21 protein-coding genes are annotated in these 19,917 nt (G+C 39.7%); 16 read left to right on the top strand and 5 right to left on the bottom strand.

What is annotated here, in order from left to right:
- Nucleotides 1-27: 27 nt before the first annotated feature.
- The 7 genes from E1I69_RS09995 (at nt 28) to E1I69_RS09965 (ending at nt 5,296) form a co-directional block, all read left to right on the top strand.
- The gene (locus E1I69_RS09995; RefSeq protein WP_136379469.1) at nt 28-915 is read left to right on the top strand and encodes a DMT family transporter; all 888 of its coding nucleotides are present in this window, start codon (nt 28-30) and stop codon (nt 913-915) included.
- 41 nt (nt 916-956) lie between these two features.
- Nucleotides 957-1,352: a VOC family protein gene (locus E1I69_RS09990; protein WP_136379468.1), complete on the top strand. Its 396-nt coding sequence runs from the start codon at nt 957-959 to the stop codon at nt 1,350-1,352.
- A gap of 202 nt (nt 1,353-1,554) precedes the next feature.
- Nucleotides 1,555-2,274, top strand: a complete 720-nt coding sequence (locus E1I69_RS09985; protein ID WP_136379467.1) for a YebC/PmpR family DNA-binding transcriptional regulator — start codon at nt 1,555-1,557, stop codon at nt 2,272-2,274.
- Nucleotides 2,275-2,461: 187 nt separating this feature from the next.
- Nucleotides 2,462-2,848, top strand: a complete 387-nt coding sequence (locus E1I69_RS09980; RefSeq protein WP_136379466.1) for a DUF2500 domain-containing protein — start codon at nt 2,462-2,464, stop codon at nt 2,846-2,848.
- Nucleotides 2,849-2,896: 48 nt separating this feature from the next.
- The gene (locus tag E1I69_RS09975) at nt 2,897-4,477 is read left to right on the top strand and encodes a M2 family metallopeptidase (RefSeq protein ID WP_136379465.1); all 1,581 of its coding nucleotides are present in this window, start codon (nt 2,897-2,899) and stop codon (nt 4,475-4,477) included.
- Between the two features lie 103 nt (nt 4,478-4,580).
- Nucleotides 4,581-4,823, top strand: coding sequence for a hypothetical protein (locus tag E1I69_RS09970; protein WP_136379464.1), 243 nt, complete (start codon nt 4,581-4,583; stop codon nt 4,821-4,823).
- A gap of 242 nt (nt 4,824-5,065) precedes the next feature.
- Nucleotides 5,066-5,296: an excisionase family DNA-binding protein gene (locus E1I69_RS09965; RefSeq protein WP_136379463.1), complete on the top strand. Its 231-nt coding sequence runs from the start codon at nt 5,066-5,068 to the stop codon at nt 5,294-5,296.
- A gap of 56 nt (nt 5,297-5,352) precedes the next feature.
- Here the strand turns inward: E1I69_RS09965 and E1I69_RS09960 are convergent, their stop codons facing one another.
- Nucleotides 5,353-6,309 (bottom strand): D-2-hydroxyacid dehydrogenase, encoded by a 957-nt coding sequence (locus tag E1I69_RS09960; RefSeq protein ID WP_136379462.1) that lies wholly within the window; start codon nt 6,307-6,309, stop codon nt 5,353-5,355.
- A gap of 1,013 nt (nt 6,310-7,322) precedes the next feature.
- Here E1I69_RS09960 and pflB point away from each other — a divergent pair.
- The 4 genes from pflB (at nt 7,323) to E1I69_RS09940 (ending at nt 12,089) form a co-directional block, all read left to right on the top strand.
- Nucleotides 7,323-9,551 carry a formate C-acetyltransferase gene (pflB, locus tag E1I69_RS09955; RefSeq protein WP_136379461.1) on the top strand — a complete coding sequence of 743 codons (2,229 nt, stop codon included), beginning with the start codon at nt 7,323-7,325 and terminating at the stop codon, nt 9,549-9,551.
- A gap of 21 nt (nt 9,552-9,572) precedes the next feature.
- Nucleotides 9,573-10,298, top strand: a complete 726-nt coding sequence (pflA, locus tag E1I69_RS09950) for a pyruvate formate-lyase-activating protein (RefSeq protein WP_136379460.1) — start codon at nt 9,573-9,575, stop codon at nt 10,296-10,298.
- A 215-nt stretch (nt 10,299-10,513) separates the two neighbouring features.
- Nucleotides 10,514-11,038: an RNA polymerase sigma factor gene (locus tag E1I69_RS09945; protein WP_136379532.1), complete on the top strand. Its 525-nt coding sequence runs from the start codon at nt 10,514-10,516 to the stop codon at nt 11,036-11,038.
- Nucleotides 11,022-12,089, top strand: a complete 1,068-nt coding sequence (locus E1I69_RS09940) for a hypothetical protein (RefSeq protein ID WP_136379459.1) — start codon at nt 11,022-11,024, stop codon at nt 12,087-12,089. Before E1I69_RS09945 ends, E1I69_RS09940 begins: the two co-directional genes overlap by 17 nt.
- Before the next feature lie 48 nt (nt 12,090-12,137).
- On the opposite strand, the gene E1I69_RS09935 is transcribed toward E1I69_RS09940, so the two are convergent.
- From E1I69_RS09935 to E1I69_RS09925, 3 genes are all read right to left on the bottom strand, one after another.
- Nucleotides 12,138-12,614, bottom strand: a complete 477-nt coding sequence (locus E1I69_RS09935) for a hypothetical protein (protein WP_136379458.1) — start codon at nt 12,612-12,614, stop codon at nt 12,138-12,140.
- Between the two features lie 16 nt (nt 12,615-12,630).
- Entirely contained in the window at nt 12,631-12,825 is a 195-nt protein-coding gene (locus tag E1I69_RS09930) for a YwbE family protein (protein ID WP_136379457.1), read from the bottom strand.
- A 178-nt stretch (nt 12,826-13,003) separates the two neighbouring features.
- A complete protein-coding gene (locus tag E1I69_RS09925) occupies nt 13,004-13,987 on the bottom strand; it encodes a polysaccharide deacetylase family protein (protein WP_136379456.1) in 984 nt (327 codons plus the stop codon).
- A gap of 257 nt (nt 13,988-14,244) precedes the next feature.
- Here E1I69_RS09925 and E1I69_RS09920 point away from each other — a divergent pair, with 257 nt between their 5' ends.
- The 3 genes from E1I69_RS09920 (at nt 14,245) to E1I69_RS09910 (ending at nt 16,814) form a co-directional block, all read left to right on the top strand.
- Nucleotides 14,245-15,102, top strand: a complete 858-nt coding sequence (locus E1I69_RS09920; RefSeq protein ID WP_136379455.1) for a carbon-nitrogen hydrolase family protein — start codon at nt 14,245-14,247, stop codon at nt 15,100-15,102.
- Between the two features lie 20 nt (nt 15,103-15,122).
- A complete protein-coding gene (locus E1I69_RS09915) occupies nt 15,123-15,794 on the top strand; it encodes a GNAT family N-acetyltransferase (RefSeq protein WP_136379454.1) in 672 nt (223 codons plus the stop codon).
- A 189-nt stretch (nt 15,795-15,983) separates the two neighbouring features.
- Nucleotides 15,984-16,814 (top strand): cytochrome c oxidase assembly protein, encoded by an 831-nt coding sequence (locus E1I69_RS09910; protein ID WP_136379453.1) that lies wholly within the window; start codon nt 15,984-15,986, stop codon nt 16,812-16,814.
- 18 nt (nt 16,815-16,832) lie between these two features.
- Here the strand turns inward: E1I69_RS09910 and E1I69_RS09905 are convergent, their stop codons facing one another.
- Nucleotides 16,833-17,879 (bottom strand): hypothetical protein, encoded by a 1,047-nt coding sequence (locus E1I69_RS09905; protein ID WP_136379452.1) that lies wholly within the window; start codon nt 17,877-17,879, stop codon nt 16,833-16,835.
- A 650-nt stretch (nt 17,880-18,529) separates the two neighbouring features.
- On the opposite strand from E1I69_RS09905, the gene E1I69_RS09900 reads away from it, so the two are divergent.
- Nucleotides 18,530-19,117 carry a DNA-3-methyladenine glycosylase gene (locus E1I69_RS09900; RefSeq protein ID WP_136379451.1) on the top strand — a complete coding sequence of 196 codons (588 nt, stop codon included), beginning with the start codon at nt 18,530-18,532 and terminating at the stop codon, nt 19,115-19,117.
- A 244-nt stretch (nt 19,118-19,361) separates the two neighbouring features.
- The coding region (locus E1I69_RS09895) for a hypothetical protein (protein WP_136379450.1) at nt 19,362-19,917 on the top strand (556 nt) is incomplete at its 3' end.

Genomic DNA, 19,917 nt, shown 5'->3' with positions numbered 1-19,917 from the left:
TAAATGGAAAGGAGGGGAAACTTCCTTATGTACATGTCTATGGTCATCTTATGTCTGATTTGGGGATTTAATTTTGTTGTCGTGAAAATGGGGAACGGTGTTTTTCCTCCCGGAGAATTTGCTGCATGGCGGTTTTTAACAGGATCCATTGTGCTCCTAGCTCTGTGCTTTATAAAACGAATACCACTACCTAATAAGTCAGATCTTAAGTGGTTCATTCTATGTGGAATCCTTCAAACCACCTATTTTAACATTGCGATTCAAATTTCACTTAACCATATTAGTGCAGGACTTACCTCTGTACTTACATACAGTATGCCGCTTTTTCTATCGATCATGGCACATTGGTGGATACCTGGTGAAAGGCTAACAGTTAGAAAGACGTTCGGAATTGTGGTAGGTATTGCGGGTTTATTTCTTGCGATGAATATCCATTTTGGAGGATCTATGTGGACGGTGTTACTAGCTGTAAGCTCCGCTATATCTTGGGCAATTGCTAGTTTGCTATTTAAACTGAAATTAAAGCATTGTGATACCATTCAATTTACTACTTGGCAGATGACGATCGGAGCAGTGGGGTTATTGGTATATACTCTTTTATTTGAAACGGGTGAGTCACATTGGGGATTCATGCCTGTAGTTTATATCTTGTTTTCAGGAGTTGCTGCCTCTGCCTTAGCATTTGTGATGTGGAATCATATTTTAAGGCATACAGAAGCAAGCAAAGCGTCGACTTCTTTATTAATTGTACCCATCGTGGGAGTCATTTCTGGTTACATATTTTTAGATGAAAGCTTAAGTATGGTATCGTTAGCTGGAATTTTGCTAGTATTAGTAGGTATATTGTTTGTAAATAGTAAAAGTATACAAGAACACCATTTTAACGTACCGAGAGATTTTGATAAAGCTCAGTAGGGATATACTAAAAATGAAAAAGAAAAAAGGAGAATATGATTATGGAAAAAGTAACACCATTTTTAATGTTTCAGGATGGCAATGCAGAGGAAGCGATGAATTTTTATACATCACTCATTAAGGATTCTGAGATTACAAACATTGTACGGTATGGAGCAAATGGACCTGGCGATGAAGGAACAGTTATGCATGCCACTTTTACGTTAAAAGGGCAAGAGTTTATGTGCATTGATAGTAATATCAAGCATCAGTTTACGTTCACTCCTTCATTTTCGATTTATCTAACGTGCAGTACGGAAGAAGAAATCGATACACTTTATCAAAAGCTGAAAGAAGGCGGAGGAGAACTCATGCCTTTAGGTAATTATGGTTTCAGTAAAAAATTTGGCTGGATTAACGATCGTTTCGGGGTTTCCTGGCAACTAACTTTAGCTTAAAAGAATAGTCAAAACGCTTAGGCACCCATGTCTAGGCGTTTTTTTGGTTACATTTTCTTCAAATTTTTTCTCGAAAAGCGCTAAATGTTGGAGTATAATATATTTTGTTCAAAATGTAAGTTGTGGAACGGTAGCATTTGGTAGTAATCAACACTTACATTATAATAAGATAAGATTCAATAGTTGAAAGCGAGTGTTCAAGATGGGACGTAAATGGAACAATATTAAGGAAAAAAAAGCTTCCAAAGATGCGAATACAAGTAGAATCTATGCAAAATTTGGACGTGAAATCTATGTAGCAGCAAAACAAGGTGAGCCTGATCCTGAGTCAAACCAACATTTAAAAGTCGTTCTTGAGCGTGCGAAAACTTACAGTGTACCAAAACACATCATTGACCGCGCCATTGAAAAAGCAAAGGGTGGTGCAGAGGAAACTTACGATGAACTACGCTATGAAGGCTTTGGACCAAATGGATCGATGGTGATTGTCGATGCTTTAACAAATAACGTTAACCGTACAGCTTCAGATGTACGTGCCGCTTTTGGTAAAAATGGCGGAAACATGGGTGTCAGTGGTTCAGTAGCTTATATGTTTGATGCAACTGCTGTTTTCGGTATCGAAGGAAAAACGGCTGATGAAGTTCTAGAATTGTTAATGGAAGCAGACGTAGATGTACGCGACATTCTTGAAGAAGAAGATGCTGTGATTGTCTATGCGGAGCCAGAACAATTCCACGCAGTTCAAGAAGCTTTTAAAAACGCTGGAATTACGGAGTTTACAGTAGCAGAATTAACAATGCTTGCGCAAAACGATGTCACTCTTCCAGACGATGCAAAAGAAAAATTCGAAAAAATGATCGATGCATTAGAAGACCTTGAAGACGTACGCCAGGTCTACCACAATGTCGACCTAGGTGAATAATCAACAAACGAAGACCTTCTTTGGGACAGATTTCCGGCCCTATCGAAGGTCTGTTTTTTTGGGACGGAGGGACAGGTCCATTGTCCCAACCGTCTCTTTTTTTGAAAAAAATTTCCGAACATTGAAACTTTCTGGTATTTAATGCGTATTTGTTTAATAGAGATTCCTTAAATAAGGGGGAAGGTTCATGTATCCAGGTGATGCAATGTTCAATGCTGTCCCGATTTTTGTAATGATAATGTTCATTGTTGTGATTGGACTCATTATTTTTAATATGGGAAAAGGAATCAGCCAGTTGAAAAAGAATGAAGATTCACCCAAACTTAGTGTACCTGCACTTGTAAAAATAAAGCGCACACATGTGAGTAGACATACCCACCATCAAACAGATCCCCATCACCACAATCATGTCACATCATCCACGAGTTACTATGTGACATTTGAGTTTGAGAGCGGGGACCGTTCTGAGTTTAAGGTTTCTGGTGGTGAATATGGTCAGCTTGCTGAAGGCGATATGGGGAAACTTACATTTCAAGGAACGCGATATTTAGGGTTTGAAAGATTGAGAGGATAAAGGATTTTGCCGATTTTTCTAGAATTATAGGGTCAGAGGGGGAATACCATGTCAATTGAACAATTTTTAGAGGAACAAAATAAAGCGATCCGTGAATTACATATTAATGGTGCAGAAGCTTCATGGATGGCAGCGACCACCGGTGAGGAAGAGTGGAATGCGAAGTCAGCGGAAGCGGACACTGCTTATAGTGTTTATTTTTCGGATGCGGAGCGTTTTGAGCAGGTAAAAAAATACCTAGAACAAACAGAGGACTCTGTTCAAAAGCGCCAACTGGAAATCTTATATTCACACATGCTTGAAAACCAACTTCCGGAAGACAAACTGAAGGAAATGGTTCACCTATCAACGGAATTAGTTGGCGTGTTTAACACATTCCGTGCAACATTGAATGGAAAGCAAGTGTCCGAAAACGATGTCCGTCAGATTTTAATCAAAAGCAAGGATCTCGAACTAAGGGAACAAGCATGGCATGCAAGTAAACAAATTGCGAAAGAAGTTGAAGTAAAATTACTCACACTTGTGAAAAAACGCAATGAGGCCGCTCGTTCACTTGGCTTTGAAAACTTCCACCAAATGAGCTTCGAATCACAGGAGCTTGACCGTGATGATATTTTTTCGATATTTACAAAGCTAAAGGAACTTTCTGATGAGCCATTCCGTCAGGTAAAACAGGAGATGGATGAAGAGCTTGCAGAACGATTTGGCATAAAGGTTGAAGATCTTCGACCATGGCATTATGCCGATCCATTTTTCCAAGAGGCGCCTCCACTTAAAGAATTGGACTTAGATCCGTTTTATGAGGGGAAGAATCTTGAGGAATTATCCATACAAACCTTTGCTAAAATGGGCATGGATATTACAGATATGCTGCAAAAAAGCGATTTGTATCCAAGAGAGATGAAAAACCAGCATGCATTTTGTACCGATATTGATCGCAAGGGTGATGTTCGCGTCTTAAGTAATAATGTGCCGTCCGATTATTGGTCCAACACGATGCTCCACGAATACGGGCATGCGGTTTATTTTAAATATATCGATCGGAGTCTTCCGTTCCTATTGCGCAGTCCGGCACATACATTAACAACTGAGGCGATTGCGATGTTATATGGTCGCTTCGGTAAAAATCCGGAATGGCTCCATCAGTTTTTGGGATTGGATCAAGAGCAGGTGGATGAATTAAAGCCACTTATTGATAAATCTTTACGCCGTCAAATGCTCATTGCGGGCCGTTGGATTATGACGTTTGTGTTCTTTGAACGCGAGCTTTACGAAAATCCAAATCAAGATTTGAACCGTCTATGGTGGAAGCTTGTAAATGAAATTCAATATTTAACACCACCTGAAAACCAGGATTATCCGCATTGGGCTGCAAAGATTCATTTTACGTTAGTGCCAGTGTACTATCAAAACTATTTGCTTGGTGAGTTAACAACTTCTCAGCTCCAGCGCTATATGGAGAAGAACATCTCAACAGATCTCTTCACAAAAAAAGTGGGGAATTTCTTGTTGAATGATTTCTTTAAGCCAGGTGCGTTATACAATTGGAATGAAAAAATTGAAAGAGCCACTGGAGAGAAACTAAATCCACAGCATTTTGTCGATCAGTTTGTTGCAGGAAATAAGTGAAACAATGATTCATTGGGGACCTCATCCCCCAATGAATTTTAATTAGTTTTTTTGATAGCAGTTAAAGACACATATGTATTAAAATGGTTAGGGAGATCCTAGAATGAGCGAAATAGATAAAAGAAACCGATTAAGCGAAGAACCATTTACTTATCAAATTACGAAAAAAGGAATGGTTATGATCTATTATGCAGGAAAGCAAATTAAAATCATAAAGGACCGGGAAGCTGAACGACTTATAACAAAGATAAAAGAAGTAGAAGATGACAACATAAAAATACAGTTATTGTTAGCTAAAATTACGGGGAACTTTAAACGGGGAAACGAGAAACTCGGAAAAAGTTAAATGTAGCCTTTTCTCTGAAATTGTGGCAGGTAACCCTAATCTCTTTCTCCTATGTTAAAATCAAAGGAGGGTGCCGATGTTCTCTTTCTTGGGTGCGAAATGTGCAATTTGCAGTAGGAAAATCAAACCCTTACGAAAGTATGTCGATGATAAAGGGAATACAATAAAGGTATGCATACCTTGCTCAGAATACGCAGAACGACGTGCATACAAAATCAGAAGGTAAAGAAGGATGAAGTAGTTTGTACTTAACAGTAAAGGAAACAGCAGAATATTTATCCATTCCAGAAGAATTAGTGAAAAAGCTTATTCAAGAAAAAAAGGTGCGTGCCCTTTTTGATGGTGAACAGTACCTATTGAATAAAGACCAATTCAATGCGACGATGGAGCAACTTGAAAAATACAAAAAGCTTTATGAAGAATGGCTAAGCGAACCAATTCCAGAGGATATCGATGTGAAGGACGAGGATTGATCGGGACACGGGGTTTCGCGTCCCATCAATCTTTACAAGGGGCAGAGCGACTGTCCCTAATATCCTTTTTTATAATCCACCACATTCTTCGGAAGTACGCCACCTTGAGAATAGCTCTTCAGATTGGGGATAAAGATATCTTCAATCACACGCTTGGTATAATGTTCTGTTGAACCAGCTGTATGTGGCGTCACAATCACATTTTCAAAATCCCATAGTGGGCTGTTCCCATCTAGCGGTTCTTTCGTGAATACATCCAGCCCAGCTCCAGCGATCTCACCGGAACGCAGTGCCTCAATCAACTCATCTTCAACGACAATCTCGCCCCGGCCAATATTAATGAAAAATGCAGAAGACTTCATTTTTTTAAATTCGGTTGCTCCAAATAAAGAATGAGTTTCATTCGTTAAAGGTAATGTCACAACAACATAATCACATCTTGGCAGAACCTCTGACAACTGGTCTGTGGTAAACATTTCATCGACGAAATCCTCTTCACGCCCTGAATGGCGTACACCAAGAACTGTCATTCCAAATGCTTTTGCAATCTTGGCGGTTTCTTTGCCGATGTGCCCTACACCCATGATTCCAATTGTTTTTTCATGAATCTCAAGCTTCATATCAGAATGGTGCCATTTTTTCTCCTGTTGATTTTTAACATATGTATGAATTTTTCTCGTCAATCCAAGCATTAAGGCAAAAATGGTTTCCGAAATCGGATAGGCATGAACTCCAATGGCGCTTGTGAGCAAAATGTGTTTCTTCTCCATTTCGGTAAGAGGCATGCTGTTAACACCTGCACTCCAGCTTTGCAGCCAACGAAGCTTAGAGTCGGAATAAATGCAATGCTCCTCAATCTCCTTTTTCCAACCGACGATCACCTCGGCATCTTTTAAATGATCTACCCAAACAGTCGAATCTATCCCAGCAACAATCTCCCAGCTTGGAATGATTGCCTGGATTTGATCGAGATGAGACTGCTCGATATTTTGTGTAATAACTAGCTTTGACATGGTGTTCCTCCAATCACAGAATCGATTTAATTTTATAATAATACAGACTTGGTTGTTTTACCAGCATTGGATTGGGCAAGGTCGGGGGAGATTCTGGTGGAGAGAGGGTTTGGTAGGTTGCTATTTTCCTGGAATTAGAAGAATGGTGATGCTGACTGGCGTTGGAAGGCTTTGTATTTCCAGGAATTAGTGGGTTGTTGGTACTCCAGATGTGTTAGAGAGTCATTGTTTTCCAATAATTAGGAGGATGGTGGTACTCCAGAAGCAATGGAGTGACATTGGTTTCCATAAATTAGTGGGTTGTTGGTACTCCAGATGTGTTAGAGAGTCATCGGTTTCCAAGAATTAGGAGAATGGTGGTACTCCAGACGCAATGGAGTGACATTGTTTTCCATAAATTAGTGGGTTGTTGGTACTCCAGATGTGTTAGAGAGTCATTGTTTTCCAAGAATTAGGAGAATGGTGGTACTCCAGAAGCAATGGAGTGACATTGGTTTCCATAAATTAGCGGGTTGTTGGTACTCCAGATGTGTTAGAGAGTCATTGTTTTCCAAGAATTAGGAGGATGGTGGTACTCCAGTAGCAATGGAGTGACATTGGTTTCCATAAATTAGTGGGTTGTTGGTACTCCAGATGTGTTAGAGAGTCATTGTTTTCCAATAATTAGGAGGTTGTTGGTACTCCAGTAGCGTTGGAGGTACATGACTTATATCAGGAGGATGGTAGTACTCCCGTCAAATTAATAAGATACTCTATCCCAGTAACAAGAAATGTGGAGGCCCTTAATCTCTTTTAAAGTCGCAAGTTTCCTGTCCCACCATTTTTGACCAATTTTTGTTGAAAATGTGGCTAAAATGGTAACTTTATTAATTTGTGAAGTATTTCACATGACAATCAATTCAACCCATTGTATGATGAAGGTGTAAAGAAGTTTGTTCAGTAGTGAGCAATCAAACACAGATAAAACTTAATCAAAAACACATTTAAAAACCTTGTAATGGAGGTCATTGATAATGAAAGCATGGACTGGTTTTAAAGAAGGAAAATGGCAAAAGGAAATTGATGTACGAGATTTCATTCTAGAGAACTTCACACCATATAGCGGGGATGAAGCATTTTTAAAGGGGCCAACTGAAGCAACCAACTCTCTTTGGGAACAGGTCATGGAATTGACAAAACAGGAGCGCGAAAATGGCGGAGTACTGGATATGGATACCAAAATTGTATCTACGATTACTTCACATGGCCCTGGTTACCTTGATCAAGAAAAAGAAAAAGTGGTGGGTGTTCAAACGGATCAACCATTTAAACGCTCTCTTCAACCGTTTGGTGGAATTAGAATGGCAGTCGATTCTGCAAAATCTTATGGATTTGAAATTGATGAGGAGATTGTCAAAATCTTTACTGAGTATCGAAAAACACATAACCAAGGTGTGTTCGATGCATATACACCAGAAATGAGACTTGCGAGAAAAGCGGGGATCATCACTGGCTTGCCTGATGCATATGGTCGTGGAAGAATCATAGGCGATTACCGCAGAGTGGCATTATACGGTGTTGACCGACTCATTGAAGAGAAGAAGAAAGACCTTCTTGAAACCGGAAATGGAGCCATGCCTGATGACATTATTCGTGACCGGGAAGAGCTTTCTGAGCAAATTCGTGCTCTTCAGGAACTGAAGGAACTAGCAAACACCTATGGCTATGACATATCTGAACCAGCTACAAATGCGAAAGAAGCATTTCAATGGCTATACTTTGCTTATCTAGCGGCTATAAAAGAACAAAATGGGGCAGCGATGAGCTTGGGACGTGTGTCTACATTCCTAGACATCTATATCGATAGAGATTTAGCAAACGGAATGTTAACAGAGGAAGAAGCACAGGAAATTGTTGACCATTTTGTAATGAAACTCCGGCTCGTGAAGTTTGCGAGAACACCAGATTACAATGAACTTTTTAGTGGCGATCCAACCTGGGTGACAGAATCACTAGCAGGTGTAGCACTTGATGGTCGTCCATTAGTTACGAAAAACTCGTTCCGCTTTTTGCATACATTAGACAATCTTGGACCAGCACCAGAGCCAAACTTAACGGTTCTTTGGTCTGTTAACCTACCAGAAAACTATAAAAAGTATTGTGCGAAAATGTCTATCAAAACAAGCTCTATCCAGTATGAAAACGATGATATCATGCGTGAAACGTATGGTGATGATTACGGCATCGCGTGCTGTGTCTCCGCAATGGCTATCGGTAAACAAATGCAGTTTTTCGGTGCTAGAGCGAACCTTGCGAAAGCATTACTATATGCAATCAATGGAGGAATCGATGAAAAGCTGAAAATTCAAGTAGGACCTAACTACGCACCGATTACTTCTGAGTATTTGGACTATGAGGAGGTTCTTCAAAAATATGATGTCGTGCTTGAATGGCTTGCAGGGCTTTATGTTAACACATTAAATGTCATTCACTACATGCATGATAAATACAGCTACGAACGTTTGGAAATGGCACTCCATGACAAAGAAATTTTACGTACGATGGCATGTGGAATTGCAGGACTATCCGTTGTTGCGGATTCACTAAGTGCCATCAAATATGCAAAGGTTAAAACAATTCGTGATGAAAATGGAATTGTCGTAGATTATGAGATTGAGGGAGACTTCCCGAAATACGGTAACAATGATGACCTTGTCGATGACATCGCGGTTGAACTTGTAAAACGTTTTATGACGAAGATTAAAAAGCATAAAACCTATCGCAACTCTGTTCACACTCAATCCATTTTAACGATTACATCTAATGTCGTTTATGGGAAAAAGACAGGCAACACACCAGATGGCCGTAAAGCAGGGGAACCGTTCGCACCAGGTGCAAACCCACTTCATGGCCGCGATACGAAGGGTACACTTGCATCTTTAAGCTCTGTTGCAAAGCTACCTTATGAATACGCCTTAGATGGCATCTCTAATACTTTCTCTATCGTTCCAAAAGCACTAGGAAGAGAGGAAGAAGCGAGAATCAGCAATCTAGCTGGCCTGCTTGATGGATATGCCATGAAAAAAGGACACCACTTAAATGTGAACGTCTTTGATCGCGAAACATTACTAGACGCAATGGAACATCCTGAGCTGTATCCACAATTAACGATTCGTGTATCAGGATATGCCGTGAACTTTATCAAACTAACAAGAGAACAACAAATTGATGTTGTAAATCGTACATTCCACGAAAGTATGTAAGAAACAAGGAGGACGAAAAGCATGAACGGACGCATTCATTCCATTGAAACTTGTGGGACTGTAGATGGCCCAGGACTACGATATGTCATTTTTACTCAGGGGTGTTTGCTCCGTTGCCAGTTCTGTCATAACCCTGATACCTGGAAGTTAAATAAGGGAAAGGAAATGAGTGTTTCAGAGATTATCCATGATATCAAAACCTATCTTCCTTTTTTCCAGGCATCAGGTGGCGGTGTGACCGTCAGTGGTGGTGAGCCCTTGCTACAACTTGATTTTTTAATTGAACTTTTTACAGAATGCAAGAAGCTTGGGATACACACCACGATTGATAGTTCTGGTGGCTGCTTTACTCGTTCTCCACAATTCATGGAGCGATTAGAGAAGTTGCTCCCACTCACCGATTTGATTTTACTCGATATTAAGGAAATCGACCCGGTGAAGCATAAGGAATTAACCGGCCTGAGCAATGAGCATATCCTTGATTTTGCACAATATTTATCAGACAAAAATGTTCCCGTTTGGATTCGGCATGTATTAGTTCCAACGATAAGCGATAATGACGAGGACCTTACGAACCTATCAGCGTTTATAAAAACCTTAAAAAACGTGGAAAAAATTGAGGTTCTTCCGTATCACAAGCTCGGAATATACAAATGGGAAAGCCTCGGTCTTGAATACAAACTTAAGGATGTCGAACCTCCAACCGAAGAACGCGTCAAAAACGCAGAAAGAATACTTGGGTCATAGGGACAGGTTCCTCGTCCCACCATATATTTACAGGGACAGTGAACCTGTCCCTCTGTCCCTTGAGAGTATGAACATCGTTTTCATACTCTTTTTTTATTGCAGGAAAAAGACAAGATAGTGAGAAATGTAAAGGGATGGAATTTTTTTAAAAATAGTTGAAACAAAATAGCCATTGATACGACTTATTCTTGATTGGGGGCGAGGCATTGGAGAATATGTCATTTGATATAGAAAAAATCTACGACATGTATTACCGGGATGTTTATCATTTTGCGCTGTTTTATACAAACAACCGACAGGAAGCAGAAGACATTACACAGGAAACCTTTATTAAGGTCATGAAAAACATAGGTAGCCTACAAAGTCCAGAACGAATGAAAACATGGATTTTTTCGATAGCAAAGCACACGGCAATTGACCTAAAGCGAAAACAAAAGTTTATTCAATTCTTACCGGACTGGATTTATGAAAAGGAATCCGGAGAAGCAACACCTGAAAAGAAAGCTATCCAAAAGAATGAGTGGGAAGAATTACAAGAAGCACTCATCCAATTAAAGCCTACCTATCGGTCTATGATCATTTTACGTGGATTAAAGGAATTGTCTATCAAAGAGACGGCCGAAATCATGGGATGCAGTGAAAGAAAGGTGCGCGTCGACTATCACAGAGCGATTCAACAAATGAAAAAGCATGTTCAAGTACATGAGGAAGGGTGGGGACTGAATGAACAATCGAAATGATGAATGGTTACAACCATTAAAAAACCGTCCTAACCTCGAACCGAATCCAGTTTTTGCGAAGAAACTGAAAGAAAGCCTGAAAGAAAACCAAACCGTAAAAAGAAGAAATTTTTCAGGGGTAAAAATGTGGCTTTCGCTAACGATGGCCGTCATGTTGTTCTCCATCTTAACAGTGTCATATGTGAAGAGTAATCCTGACCAAGGGCAGAAGCCGGTTCAAATAGAGGAACCCTCAAATGTAATTAACCCAGATTTTGATATGTTGTTAGCAGAGAATCCTGCGTATCAATCATTTTACAACTCAGTCCTTAAGGCAACCGGCATCGAAGAAGCAAGTCAACTGGTCATCAAGTTTTTCGAAGCATTAAAAGTGGAAGATAAGGAATTTCTTAAGAAACATGTCTTTTTTGTGGCGAATCCAGAAAAGGAAGTGGAGGCTCTACTCGACTTTTACAAGGGGATGGATGTGAGCTCTTTAGCTGTTAACTCGTTTAAGGAAAGTCAGGCTGAACCTAGTGTAGAAATTGTCTTTTCCTATAAACAAAATGATGAGGAAAAACTTCATCACATCCTAGTCAACTATTGGGAAGAAGGTAAGGTAGAAATTTATGCTCCCCTTGATGACTATGTGCCTGAAATCGAAAATGATCTTGAGTTAAATGAGCAGGAGCGGACCGCATACGAAGCATTCAAAGTTGACCATAATCCTGAAGCATTAAGAAATCTCGGGCCAATCAGTGTGGCAAAAATCTATATCCAAGCCAATGCAGATGGTGACCAAGAAACATCTTATGCATTGTATACTACAAGAGAGGACCGAGTCATGTGGTCAAAGGAAGAGGATAAGAAGTACTGGGAGCAAGAAAATCGAGAAACGAGAGACCCTGAAAATTACAAGAAGTCATATTACGGATTAGGGTCAGGAACTTTTCAACAAGAAAACGAATTTGAAGGATACATCACGTATCGTAACAAGAACGGTGACCAGTTCTTCAGCATGGTAAAAGACGAAAACGGCGTTTGGAAGGTATCTTTTATGCCGATCCAATAATGAAATGAAAAAATCCAACCTCAATTTTAATAGGAGGTTGGATTGGGTTTATTGTAGCCTAAATCCTTCTTCGAATAGATAATCTTCGGCTTCATCATAGGAACCAAAGGCGGCTTCCAGGTTTAGACCGGAGTACACATTCCACCATTCGTCCTCAAGTACGACTAGTAGTGCATGTCCCTCATCGTTCACCCAGCGTTCCTCTTGCCCTTCGCCAATGATGGCATTTTCCCTAGCTAGAGATGAATTGGCGGAGAGGGATTGAATGGATTCCTTCACAATTTTTCGTAATTCAGCTTCAGAGAAGTCGCGGATATTAATAAATCCCTTTTCATCTACATCATAGTTTTGAAGGTTTCCGGCAAATACAAACCCGTTGCCATTTGGATGAAGATGCTGAACGACAATCTTCTTCTCAAAGACACTGTCGTTATAATGAAAATTCACTCTTCCTAATGAAACATTTTTGCGTTCCAACTCAGGGAATGATTCAACGATTTTAAGTTTTTCCTCGAACGATAACATATGTATGTCCTCATTTCTATTGTAATATTTCTTTTACGCGCCCAACCTGTCCATCTTCGAGTCGGACTTTGATCCCATGAGGATGAAAGCTAGACTTTGTTAAAATATCTTTGACAGTACCTTTTGTCAGTATACCTGTTCGTTGGTCTTTTTTTAACACAATTTGTACTTGTGTTCCTGGTGTTATATCAGCACGATTTTGCCCATTCATTCCAAAAATCCTTCCATTCATTATTTGTTCATTTAGTTTACCTTATATTTCAGAATTTATCTTCAAAAAAAAGAGATGACCTCAACAGTCATCTTTTGGGACAAGGGGACAGGTTCATCGTCCCACCATATTTTTCCTGGGACAGTGTACCTGTCCCTCTGACCCACCTCTGACCCAATCAAAACAATTGGATAGGGTGCATGGTTTCATCCAATGCTTTAAACTCGTAGCCTTGTACTTTTAGGTAGTCTAGTAGTTTTGGTAAATGCGCAAGTGTTTCAGGTCGTTCGTGCAGTAAAATCACGATTGGCTGATTTGCACGATTCAGTTTATTTAACTGTTCAATCACGCTATCCACATACCGACTATCTCGAAATTTCCAATCACGGCTATCAATATTCCAATCCCACATCTTATATCCAGCAGCCTCAACTGCAGCTTTATAACCGTCCGTCATGTGCGGTGAACTTCCAAAAGGAGTACGAATGAGATCTGTTTCAATTCCAGTAAGTTCTAAAATCGTCTGTTGCGTTTGGTCCATTTCACCTACAACAGACCCGGAAGATTGATAGAATTTATTTTTATCATGGGTCACGCCATGAAGGCCAACACTGTGCCCCTTATTAACCATTTCTTTGACAGCATCCGGATAATGTTTAATATTGTTGTCTAGCATAAAAAAAGTTGCCTTCGCATCATATTGATCAAGTAAAGCAAGGATATCCTTTGAAACCTTATGAGGACCATCGTCAAATGTAAGATAAACCGCCCTGGATGGTGGGGCTGGTGTTTCTTTTGGTGCTTCCTGCTCTTCTTCGACTTCCTGTTCATCATCTACTTCGGGAGTTGTTGGATTCACGGTAACTGGAGCTGGTTCGACTGTAGGTTCTGTTGTAGGTGCAGGTTCTTCCTCAGTGGACTTTTCTTCATCACCATTGCTTTTAGGTTTGTCATCTACTTTTAAATCATCATCTATTGGTTCCATTTTTTCTGGAGCTTCGACAGGTACTTTTGTCTCAATAGCCGGTTCAGATGCATCAGCTTCCAAAAAAAATTTCGATTTTAGTAGAAAAAAAGAATAAAAGAGTAACAACACAATCAAGCCAAACAATGCAATAATTTTAACAATGCTGCCCTTCCCCGTATTCTTTGTGCTCGCCATTAAGCATACCTTCTTTGCTGTGATATTCTTCACTATATATGACGTCCTATATTGCAGAAAGGTTTCAATATTATTACAACATTTTTACAATAACAAGGACTATCTTACCATAAGGAATGGGTATGGGGAAGAAGAAAGTATGGTAAAAAAAGGTTTTTGAGAATTGAAAGCTCATAGGCTAATATAAAACTTGTTCTGAACAAAAAAATAGTTAATAATCCACTTATAAGTATATTTAGATGAAGGGGGACCTCATTTTGAAAATAAGAGTTTCAGCTGTGCAATATCATCTACACACCATTCGTTCTTTTGATGAATTTGCAGCTCAATGTGAGCATTATATAAAAACAGCAATGGAGTTTGACGCGGAATTTATTTTATTTCCTGAATTTTTTACAACACAGCTTTTATCCATTGGTAGGGAAGATGGCACAAGCCTAACAATTGACGACCTCCCAAATTTTACAGACGAGTACCGAGCGCTTTTTACAAAGCTTGCCAAACAATATAATGTGCATATCATTGGCGGAACACATGTTATTCGCAAAGGTGACCACCTCAATAATGTGGCTCATTTATTTTATCCAGATGGCAGAGTTGCGGAGCAGGCGAAGCTGCATATAACACCTACGGAAGTTCACGAGTGGAATATGTCACCTGGTGAGGATTTCCAAGTTTTTGATACAGAAAAAGGACGCATTGCGATGCTGACTTGCTACGATATTGAGTTTCCTGAAATTGTTCGAATGGCAAAGGCAAAGGGCGCTGATGTGATTTTTTGTCCGTCCTGTACAGATGACCGTCACGGCTTCCATCGTGTACGGTATACAAGTCACGCTAGAGCAGTGGAAAACCAAGTATATGTTGTGGGAACAGGTACAGTTGGCACTCTGCCAACCGTTGATTTTATGCGTGCCAACTTTGGGCAAGCAGTGGTAATCACACCAAATGATATCCCGTTTCCGCCTAAAGGGATTTTAGTTGAGGGAGAAATAAATAACGACATGATCGTGACTGCAGACCTTGATTTAGACCTTCTGTATGAAGTGCGTGAACGAGGAGCTGTTACAACATGGCGCGATCGCAGAACGGACCTTTACACGGATTGGAAGTAAAAAGAGGGGGAGTAAATGAGATGGATTATAAACGAATAACAAGGATCAATGACCCGTTATTTTTTAAAATGCATGAATTAATGAAGAATGTGTTTCCGAAAGAAGAAGTTCTCGATTACGAGCTTTGGAAGGGACCCCTTGAGGATCCAAGCATTCGCGTCTTTGTTGCGGTGCATGAGAATGAGGTTGTTGGAGCAACTGAATACCGTTATTACCAAGATTGGAATATTGCGATGACCGATTTTACAATCATTGGCCAACCTGGTTTAAGCATCGGTCGCTTCTTAGCTCAAAATCGTAGCAAGGATTTACAAGAGCTTGCTCAGGCAAATGGGAAAGAACTTTTCGGCATGTTTGCTGAAATCTATGATCCATACAAAGTAGCTCATTATGAGTTTGGAACCGTGAAGCCAATGGATCCATTCGTTCGTCGTGAGGTTCTGTCCCACCTTGGGTATAAACGGATAGATCTTGATTATGTTCACCCGTCTTGGAACAATGATGGCGAGGCAGTAAAGGGGCTTGATTTATGCTTCATGCCTAACGATGAAAACGTCCATGAACTTCCAAGCCAATTAGTAGCTGATTTCTTAACAACGTATTATACCGTTCTTCCAAACAAACCTTCCGAATGGCTTGAAATGGTGAACGGATTAAAGGAAAAAGAAACAGTAGACCTATTTCCATTATAAAAAGCGGTCCGTATTTAAATCTTCCACGGTTTAAATATGGACTTTTTTTGTCTGAAATTTGTCTGAAAACCAACATGTGATATAAATCATATTCTATGGGACGCGCGGGGATTTACAATAAACATAGAAGAGTATGTTTGGAGAACGTTTGTGATTTTCTGAACAACCAATATCCAAAAAGCTGGTGATATGGTGATTAGTCAAATTTTAGATGGTTTTAGTTTTCACTCCCAATGGAACGGGGGAGTCATCTTTTTTACCCTAATTTTAATTGTCTTATATATGTTCCTATTATCAACTCCAAAGGATCACCCAAAATACAAATCCATTGCGTTTGCAGGAAGTATGCTATTGATTCTTTTTGCTGTCGGAAGTCCGTTGAACCTATTGGGACGCATGCTGTTTCGGGCGCACATCATCCAAATTGTCGTCGTCCTGCTTATCGCAGCACCGTTACTTGTGATTGGAATAAAGACAAACCTACTTGAAAAAATGTTAAAAAACAAGGGTGTGAAAAAGGTATATCGCTTTCTCACTCATCCATTGTTTGCGATTATTTTATTTCATGGTTTGTTTATTGGATACCATGTTCCAGGGGTGTTTGACTGGATACGAACAGGATATTTTACAAACTATTTCTTTTTGGTTGGGTTAATTTTAGCGGCTGCGCTCTTATGGTGGCCAATCATCGGACCAATTAAAGAAGAAGATAGAATGACCCTCAATCAAAAGCTCATATATATAGTGGTCAATATAGTGTTATTTGTTCCAGTGACACTCTTTTTATGGCTATCAAATACCGAGCTATACTCCGTATACAGCGACACCAGCCAAATGCTTGCAGCGTTAGCTTTATGTATGCCTCTAGGTGAGGAGATTCCACCAGATTTATTGGAAACATTGCTCCCATATCCACCGATAAGTGAACAAAAGAACGGAGCGATTATTCTATTTATCTCACAAGCTTTGATTTTTGGATTATGCACAATATGGTTGTATATGAAAAAAGGCAGGAAGTAAATTCCTGCCTTTGGCTATTTAGTGTAGTTTTCCAATATAGGCTAATTCTGAAACTTCGTTTGAGTCGGTGGAACCATCTAGAATTTTACGAATGTCCTGGAGGGTATCCTGCAAACTAATCGTTTCCCCTTTTTTACCGGTAAAAGCTTCGGCGACATAAAATGGCTGGGTCAAATAGGCCTCGAGGCGTTCACCGCGTTTGTAAGTTTGAACCTCTGTTTCTGGAAGCTTCTCAAGGCCGTGCACAGTAACAAGTGAGCGTAGTTCTCGGTATCTACGAAGTAGCTTTTTTGCACGCTGTTGAATCGTGAAATGTGTTTGGTCTAGGTGCGCCCCTTCAAGAACGGAAGAGGTAGAGTATACTGGGTTAACGGCAGGAAATTGATGTCTAGCAGTGAGGTCAGCGTCAAATTGCCACAATGTTTCAAGCGGCCCAAATGGTACATCCTCGTCAACTACGTCACCTTTTAAATCAACAAGGATAGTCGTGACAGAATCAACTCCGATTGAATGCAATTTTTCTTGTAGGGTGGGAATTTCTCCAGTGATGACATGCGAGCGATCTGCTGCAAAGGCGACTTCTTTTGTCTTCCCTAGCTTTGCAATTTCTTCGTATGCTTCTTTAATGGTTCTAACCTGGATTTGAACTTCATCTAGAATATCGTTTACTTCTGGATGATCTCCTTCTGGTAAAAGCAAAACGGTTGCAAAATCATTATTGCGTAAACGATGAAATAATTCCGCAAGTACTACTAGCTGCCCCATTCCAGGACGAGCAACAAGACCGACGGTACCCCCTTTTGCTAATGGAGCAAAGACATCAAGCGTTTTAATCCCAGTTTCAATCATTTCAATTTTCTCCCCTCGAATTAATAATTCATCCAAACTACATTCAGCTAAATCAGCAAGTGCCACTAATGTGCGCACTTCTGCACGGCCAACAGGAATCTTTCCAGTACACAGATTTGAGACAGTGGCCGGACGTAATCCCACAGAGCGTGCAGCAGTTGTTAAATTGGGTACTCTTCTGCGAAGCAACGATACATTAAGTCGAATATCTTCCAAATTTTACACCTCCTGTTACTTTTTAGAGTAAACTAAATTTCGTTTGAATGCAATAGTTGATTTCGTTATAGAGTAATTATTTTTACGCCACATGATTGTGGAGTTCTAAAATCGATAGAAATGAAATAAAAACGATAGAACAAAAATAAAGTCGATAGCACCCAAATAAAATCGATAGGCACTTCGAATATCCTCAATGATTGTCCATTATAATTAAAAGTGGACTCAGTGATGGTATGATATGGGTGTAATCGTACCATCAATTTCGAAAAGTGAATTCAGTGATTGAACGAAAAAGGCGTAATCATACCCTCATATACGAAGAGTGAACCCAGCGATGGAACGAAAAAGGAGTAATCGTACCCTCACAAGCGAAAAGTGAACTGAGTGTTGGTATGAAAAAGGGGTAATCATACCCTCACTATCGAGAAGAGAACTCAGTGATGATAAGATAAGGGCGTAATCGTACCCTCACATACGGAAAATGAACCCAGTGACGGTACGAAAAAGGCGTACTCATGCAATCGCCCTCAAACAGCAAATTCAGTATGGGTACACTAAACCATAATCGTTCAAACTAACAACCATCAAGAATACACCCACCATTCAAACCTCATACGAAATCAAAAACGAAACTATAAGGAGCAATCATGACCAAAATCCTACCACCATCATTTTTTCAACAACCAACATTAGAACTCGCCAAAGCTCTGCTTGGCTGCAAGCTTGTAAAACAGACTGACCAGGGCGTCACATCAGGCTACATTGTCGAAACGGAAGCCTATAAAGGTCCAGAAGATCGAGCTGCACATTCTTACCAAAACAAACGGACAAAGCGGACAGAGATAATGTTCGGGAAGCCTGGATATGTCTATACCTATCAAATGCATACCCATTGTCTCGTAAATGTGGTTTGCAACGAAATCGACAAACCTGAGGCCATTTTAATCAGAGCGGTTGAACCAGTTGAAGGAATTGACCTCATGTATGAACGCCGTGGGCAAATGCCAGCCAAGAACCTAACAAACGGCCCTGGAAAACTAACAAAGGCATTAGGGATCACAATGGAGGATTATGGGCGCCCATTTTTTGAGCCCCCCATCTATATAGCAAAAGGCTATTCACCAGAAAACACATCTATCGGTCCACGAATTGGAATCGAAAATACAGGAGAGGCAAAGGAGTATCCATGGCGCTTTTGGGTCACGGACAATCCCTATGTATCCCGCAAAAGATAAGGGTTTGCTCATAAAGATAACCCGTTCGGTTTAAGGAGGGAAAAGTAAAAATAACTAATAAATTGTCAATGCTATTAGCTTATAAAATAGTGAATAAATCGGGTATTAAAATAAAAAGGCACAGATAATTAATTATCTGTGCCCTTTTTATAGGTTAAGAAATTCTAAATAAAATTATTTTTTTGAAACTTTTCCATATTTTGGTCGTATTAATTAGTTGAAATGTATAATTGGAGGGATAAAAATGGAGTTATCTAGAAATTATGAGAAAAAACATATTTTTGGTTCTTTAGCTGTCATTATTGCAGTATCAATTCCTTTTGCAGTGCCATTTTTTCCATTTATCATCTCAGATGTTATGTATGCAACAAAGGAAACTTGGTTTATTCAAACACCAAAAGCTGCTTATTTTTTATATGGGGCGGGATTTCTCTTATGGTTATTAGCTACATTTATTTTATATTTGTTGAACGTTAACATTACCTCGATTATAATTGGAATAATTTTAATAATTTCAAGTATTTTTCCCCTTGTATTAGGGGTCAATCATTATAAAGAACTAAGTGAAGATGGAGTATCATATAGTGAGATAAATTCACTTGAACACAAACAATATCAATGGGATGAAGTAACTAAAATTGTATATCATCTCGAAAAAGAACGGGGTAAGAAATCCAACTTAGAGTTCCAATTTAATGATGGCAACAAAGTAACTTTTGCCAGGGATAGTGATTTCTCAAATGATTATTATAAACTAAGGGAAAAAATTTCGGAATATCAACTGTCTCTTATACACATCT

Origin of the sequence: Bacillus timonensis (assembly GCF_004799755.1) — a bacterium.
GTDB classification, from domain to species: Bacteria; Bacillota; Bacilli; order Bacillales; family Bacillaceae_L; genus Ferdinandcohnia; species Ferdinandcohnia timonensis_A.
The sequence above is the reverse complement of the archived record's forward strand: the minus strand, read 5'-3'. Positions and strand labels throughout refer to the sequence as shown.

Bases quoted from the DNA above. Each gene is read 5' to 3' on its own strand.
- E1I69_RS09995 (WP_136379469.1), top strand. From the start codon at position 28: ATGTACATGTCTATGGTCATCTTATGTCTGATTTGGGGATTTAATTTT.
- E1I69_RS09990 (WP_136379468.1), top strand. From the start codon at position 957: ATGGAAAAAGTAACACCATTTTTAATGTTTCAGGATGGCAATGCAGAG.
- E1I69_RS09985 (WP_136379467.1), top strand. From the start codon at position 1,555: ATGGGACGTAAATGGAACAATATTAAGGAAAAAAAAGCTTCCAAAGAT.
- E1I69_RS09980 (WP_136379466.1), top strand. From the start codon at position 2,462: ATGTATCCAGGTGATGCAATGTTCAATGCTGTCCCGATTTTTGTAATG.
- E1I69_RS09975 (WP_136379465.1), top strand. From the start codon at position 2,897: ATGTCAATTGAACAATTTTTAGAGGAACAAAATAAAGCGATCCGTGAA.
- E1I69_RS09970 (WP_136379464.1), top strand. From the start codon at position 4,581: ATGAGCGAAATAGATAAAAGAAACCGATTAAGCGAAGAACCATTTACT.
- E1I69_RS09960 (WP_136379462.1), bottom strand. From the start codon at position 6,309: ATGTCAAAGCTAGTTATTACACAAAATATCGAGCAGTCTCATCTCGAT.
- pflB (WP_136379461.1), top strand. From the start codon at position 7,323: ATGAAAGCATGGACTGGTTTTAAAGAAGGAAAATGGCAAAAGGAAATT.
- pflA (WP_136379460.1), top strand. From the start codon at position 9,573: ATGAACGGACGCATTCATTCCATTGAAACTTGTGGGACTGTAGATGGC.
- E1I69_RS09945 (WP_136379532.1), top strand. From the start codon at position 10,514: ATGTCATTTGATATAGAAAAAATCTACGACATGTATTACCGGGATGTT.
- E1I69_RS09940 (WP_136379459.1), top strand. From the start codon at position 11,022: ATGAACAATCGAAATGATGAATGGTTACAACCATTAAAAAACCGTCCT.
- E1I69_RS09935 (WP_136379458.1), bottom strand. From the start codon at position 12,614: ATGTTATCGTTCGAGGAAAAACTTAAAATCGTTGAATCATTCCCTGAG.
- E1I69_RS09930 (WP_136379457.1), bottom strand. From the start codon at position 12,825: ATGAATGGGCAAAATCGTGCTGATATAACACCAGGAACACAAGTACAA.
- E1I69_RS09925 (WP_136379456.1), bottom strand. From the start codon at position 13,987: ATGGCGAGCACAAAGAATACGGGGAAGGGCAGCATTGTTAAAATTATT.
- E1I69_RS09915 (WP_136379454.1), top strand. From the start codon at position 15,123: ATGGATTATAAACGAATAACAAGGATCAATGACCCGTTATTTTTTAAA.
- E1I69_RS09910 (WP_136379453.1), top strand. From the start codon at position 15,984: ATGGTGATTAGTCAAATTTTAGATGGTTTTAGTTTTCACTCCCAATGG.
- E1I69_RS09900 (WP_136379451.1), top strand. From the start codon at position 18,530: ATGACCAAAATCCTACCACCATCATTTTTTCAACAACCAACATTAGAA.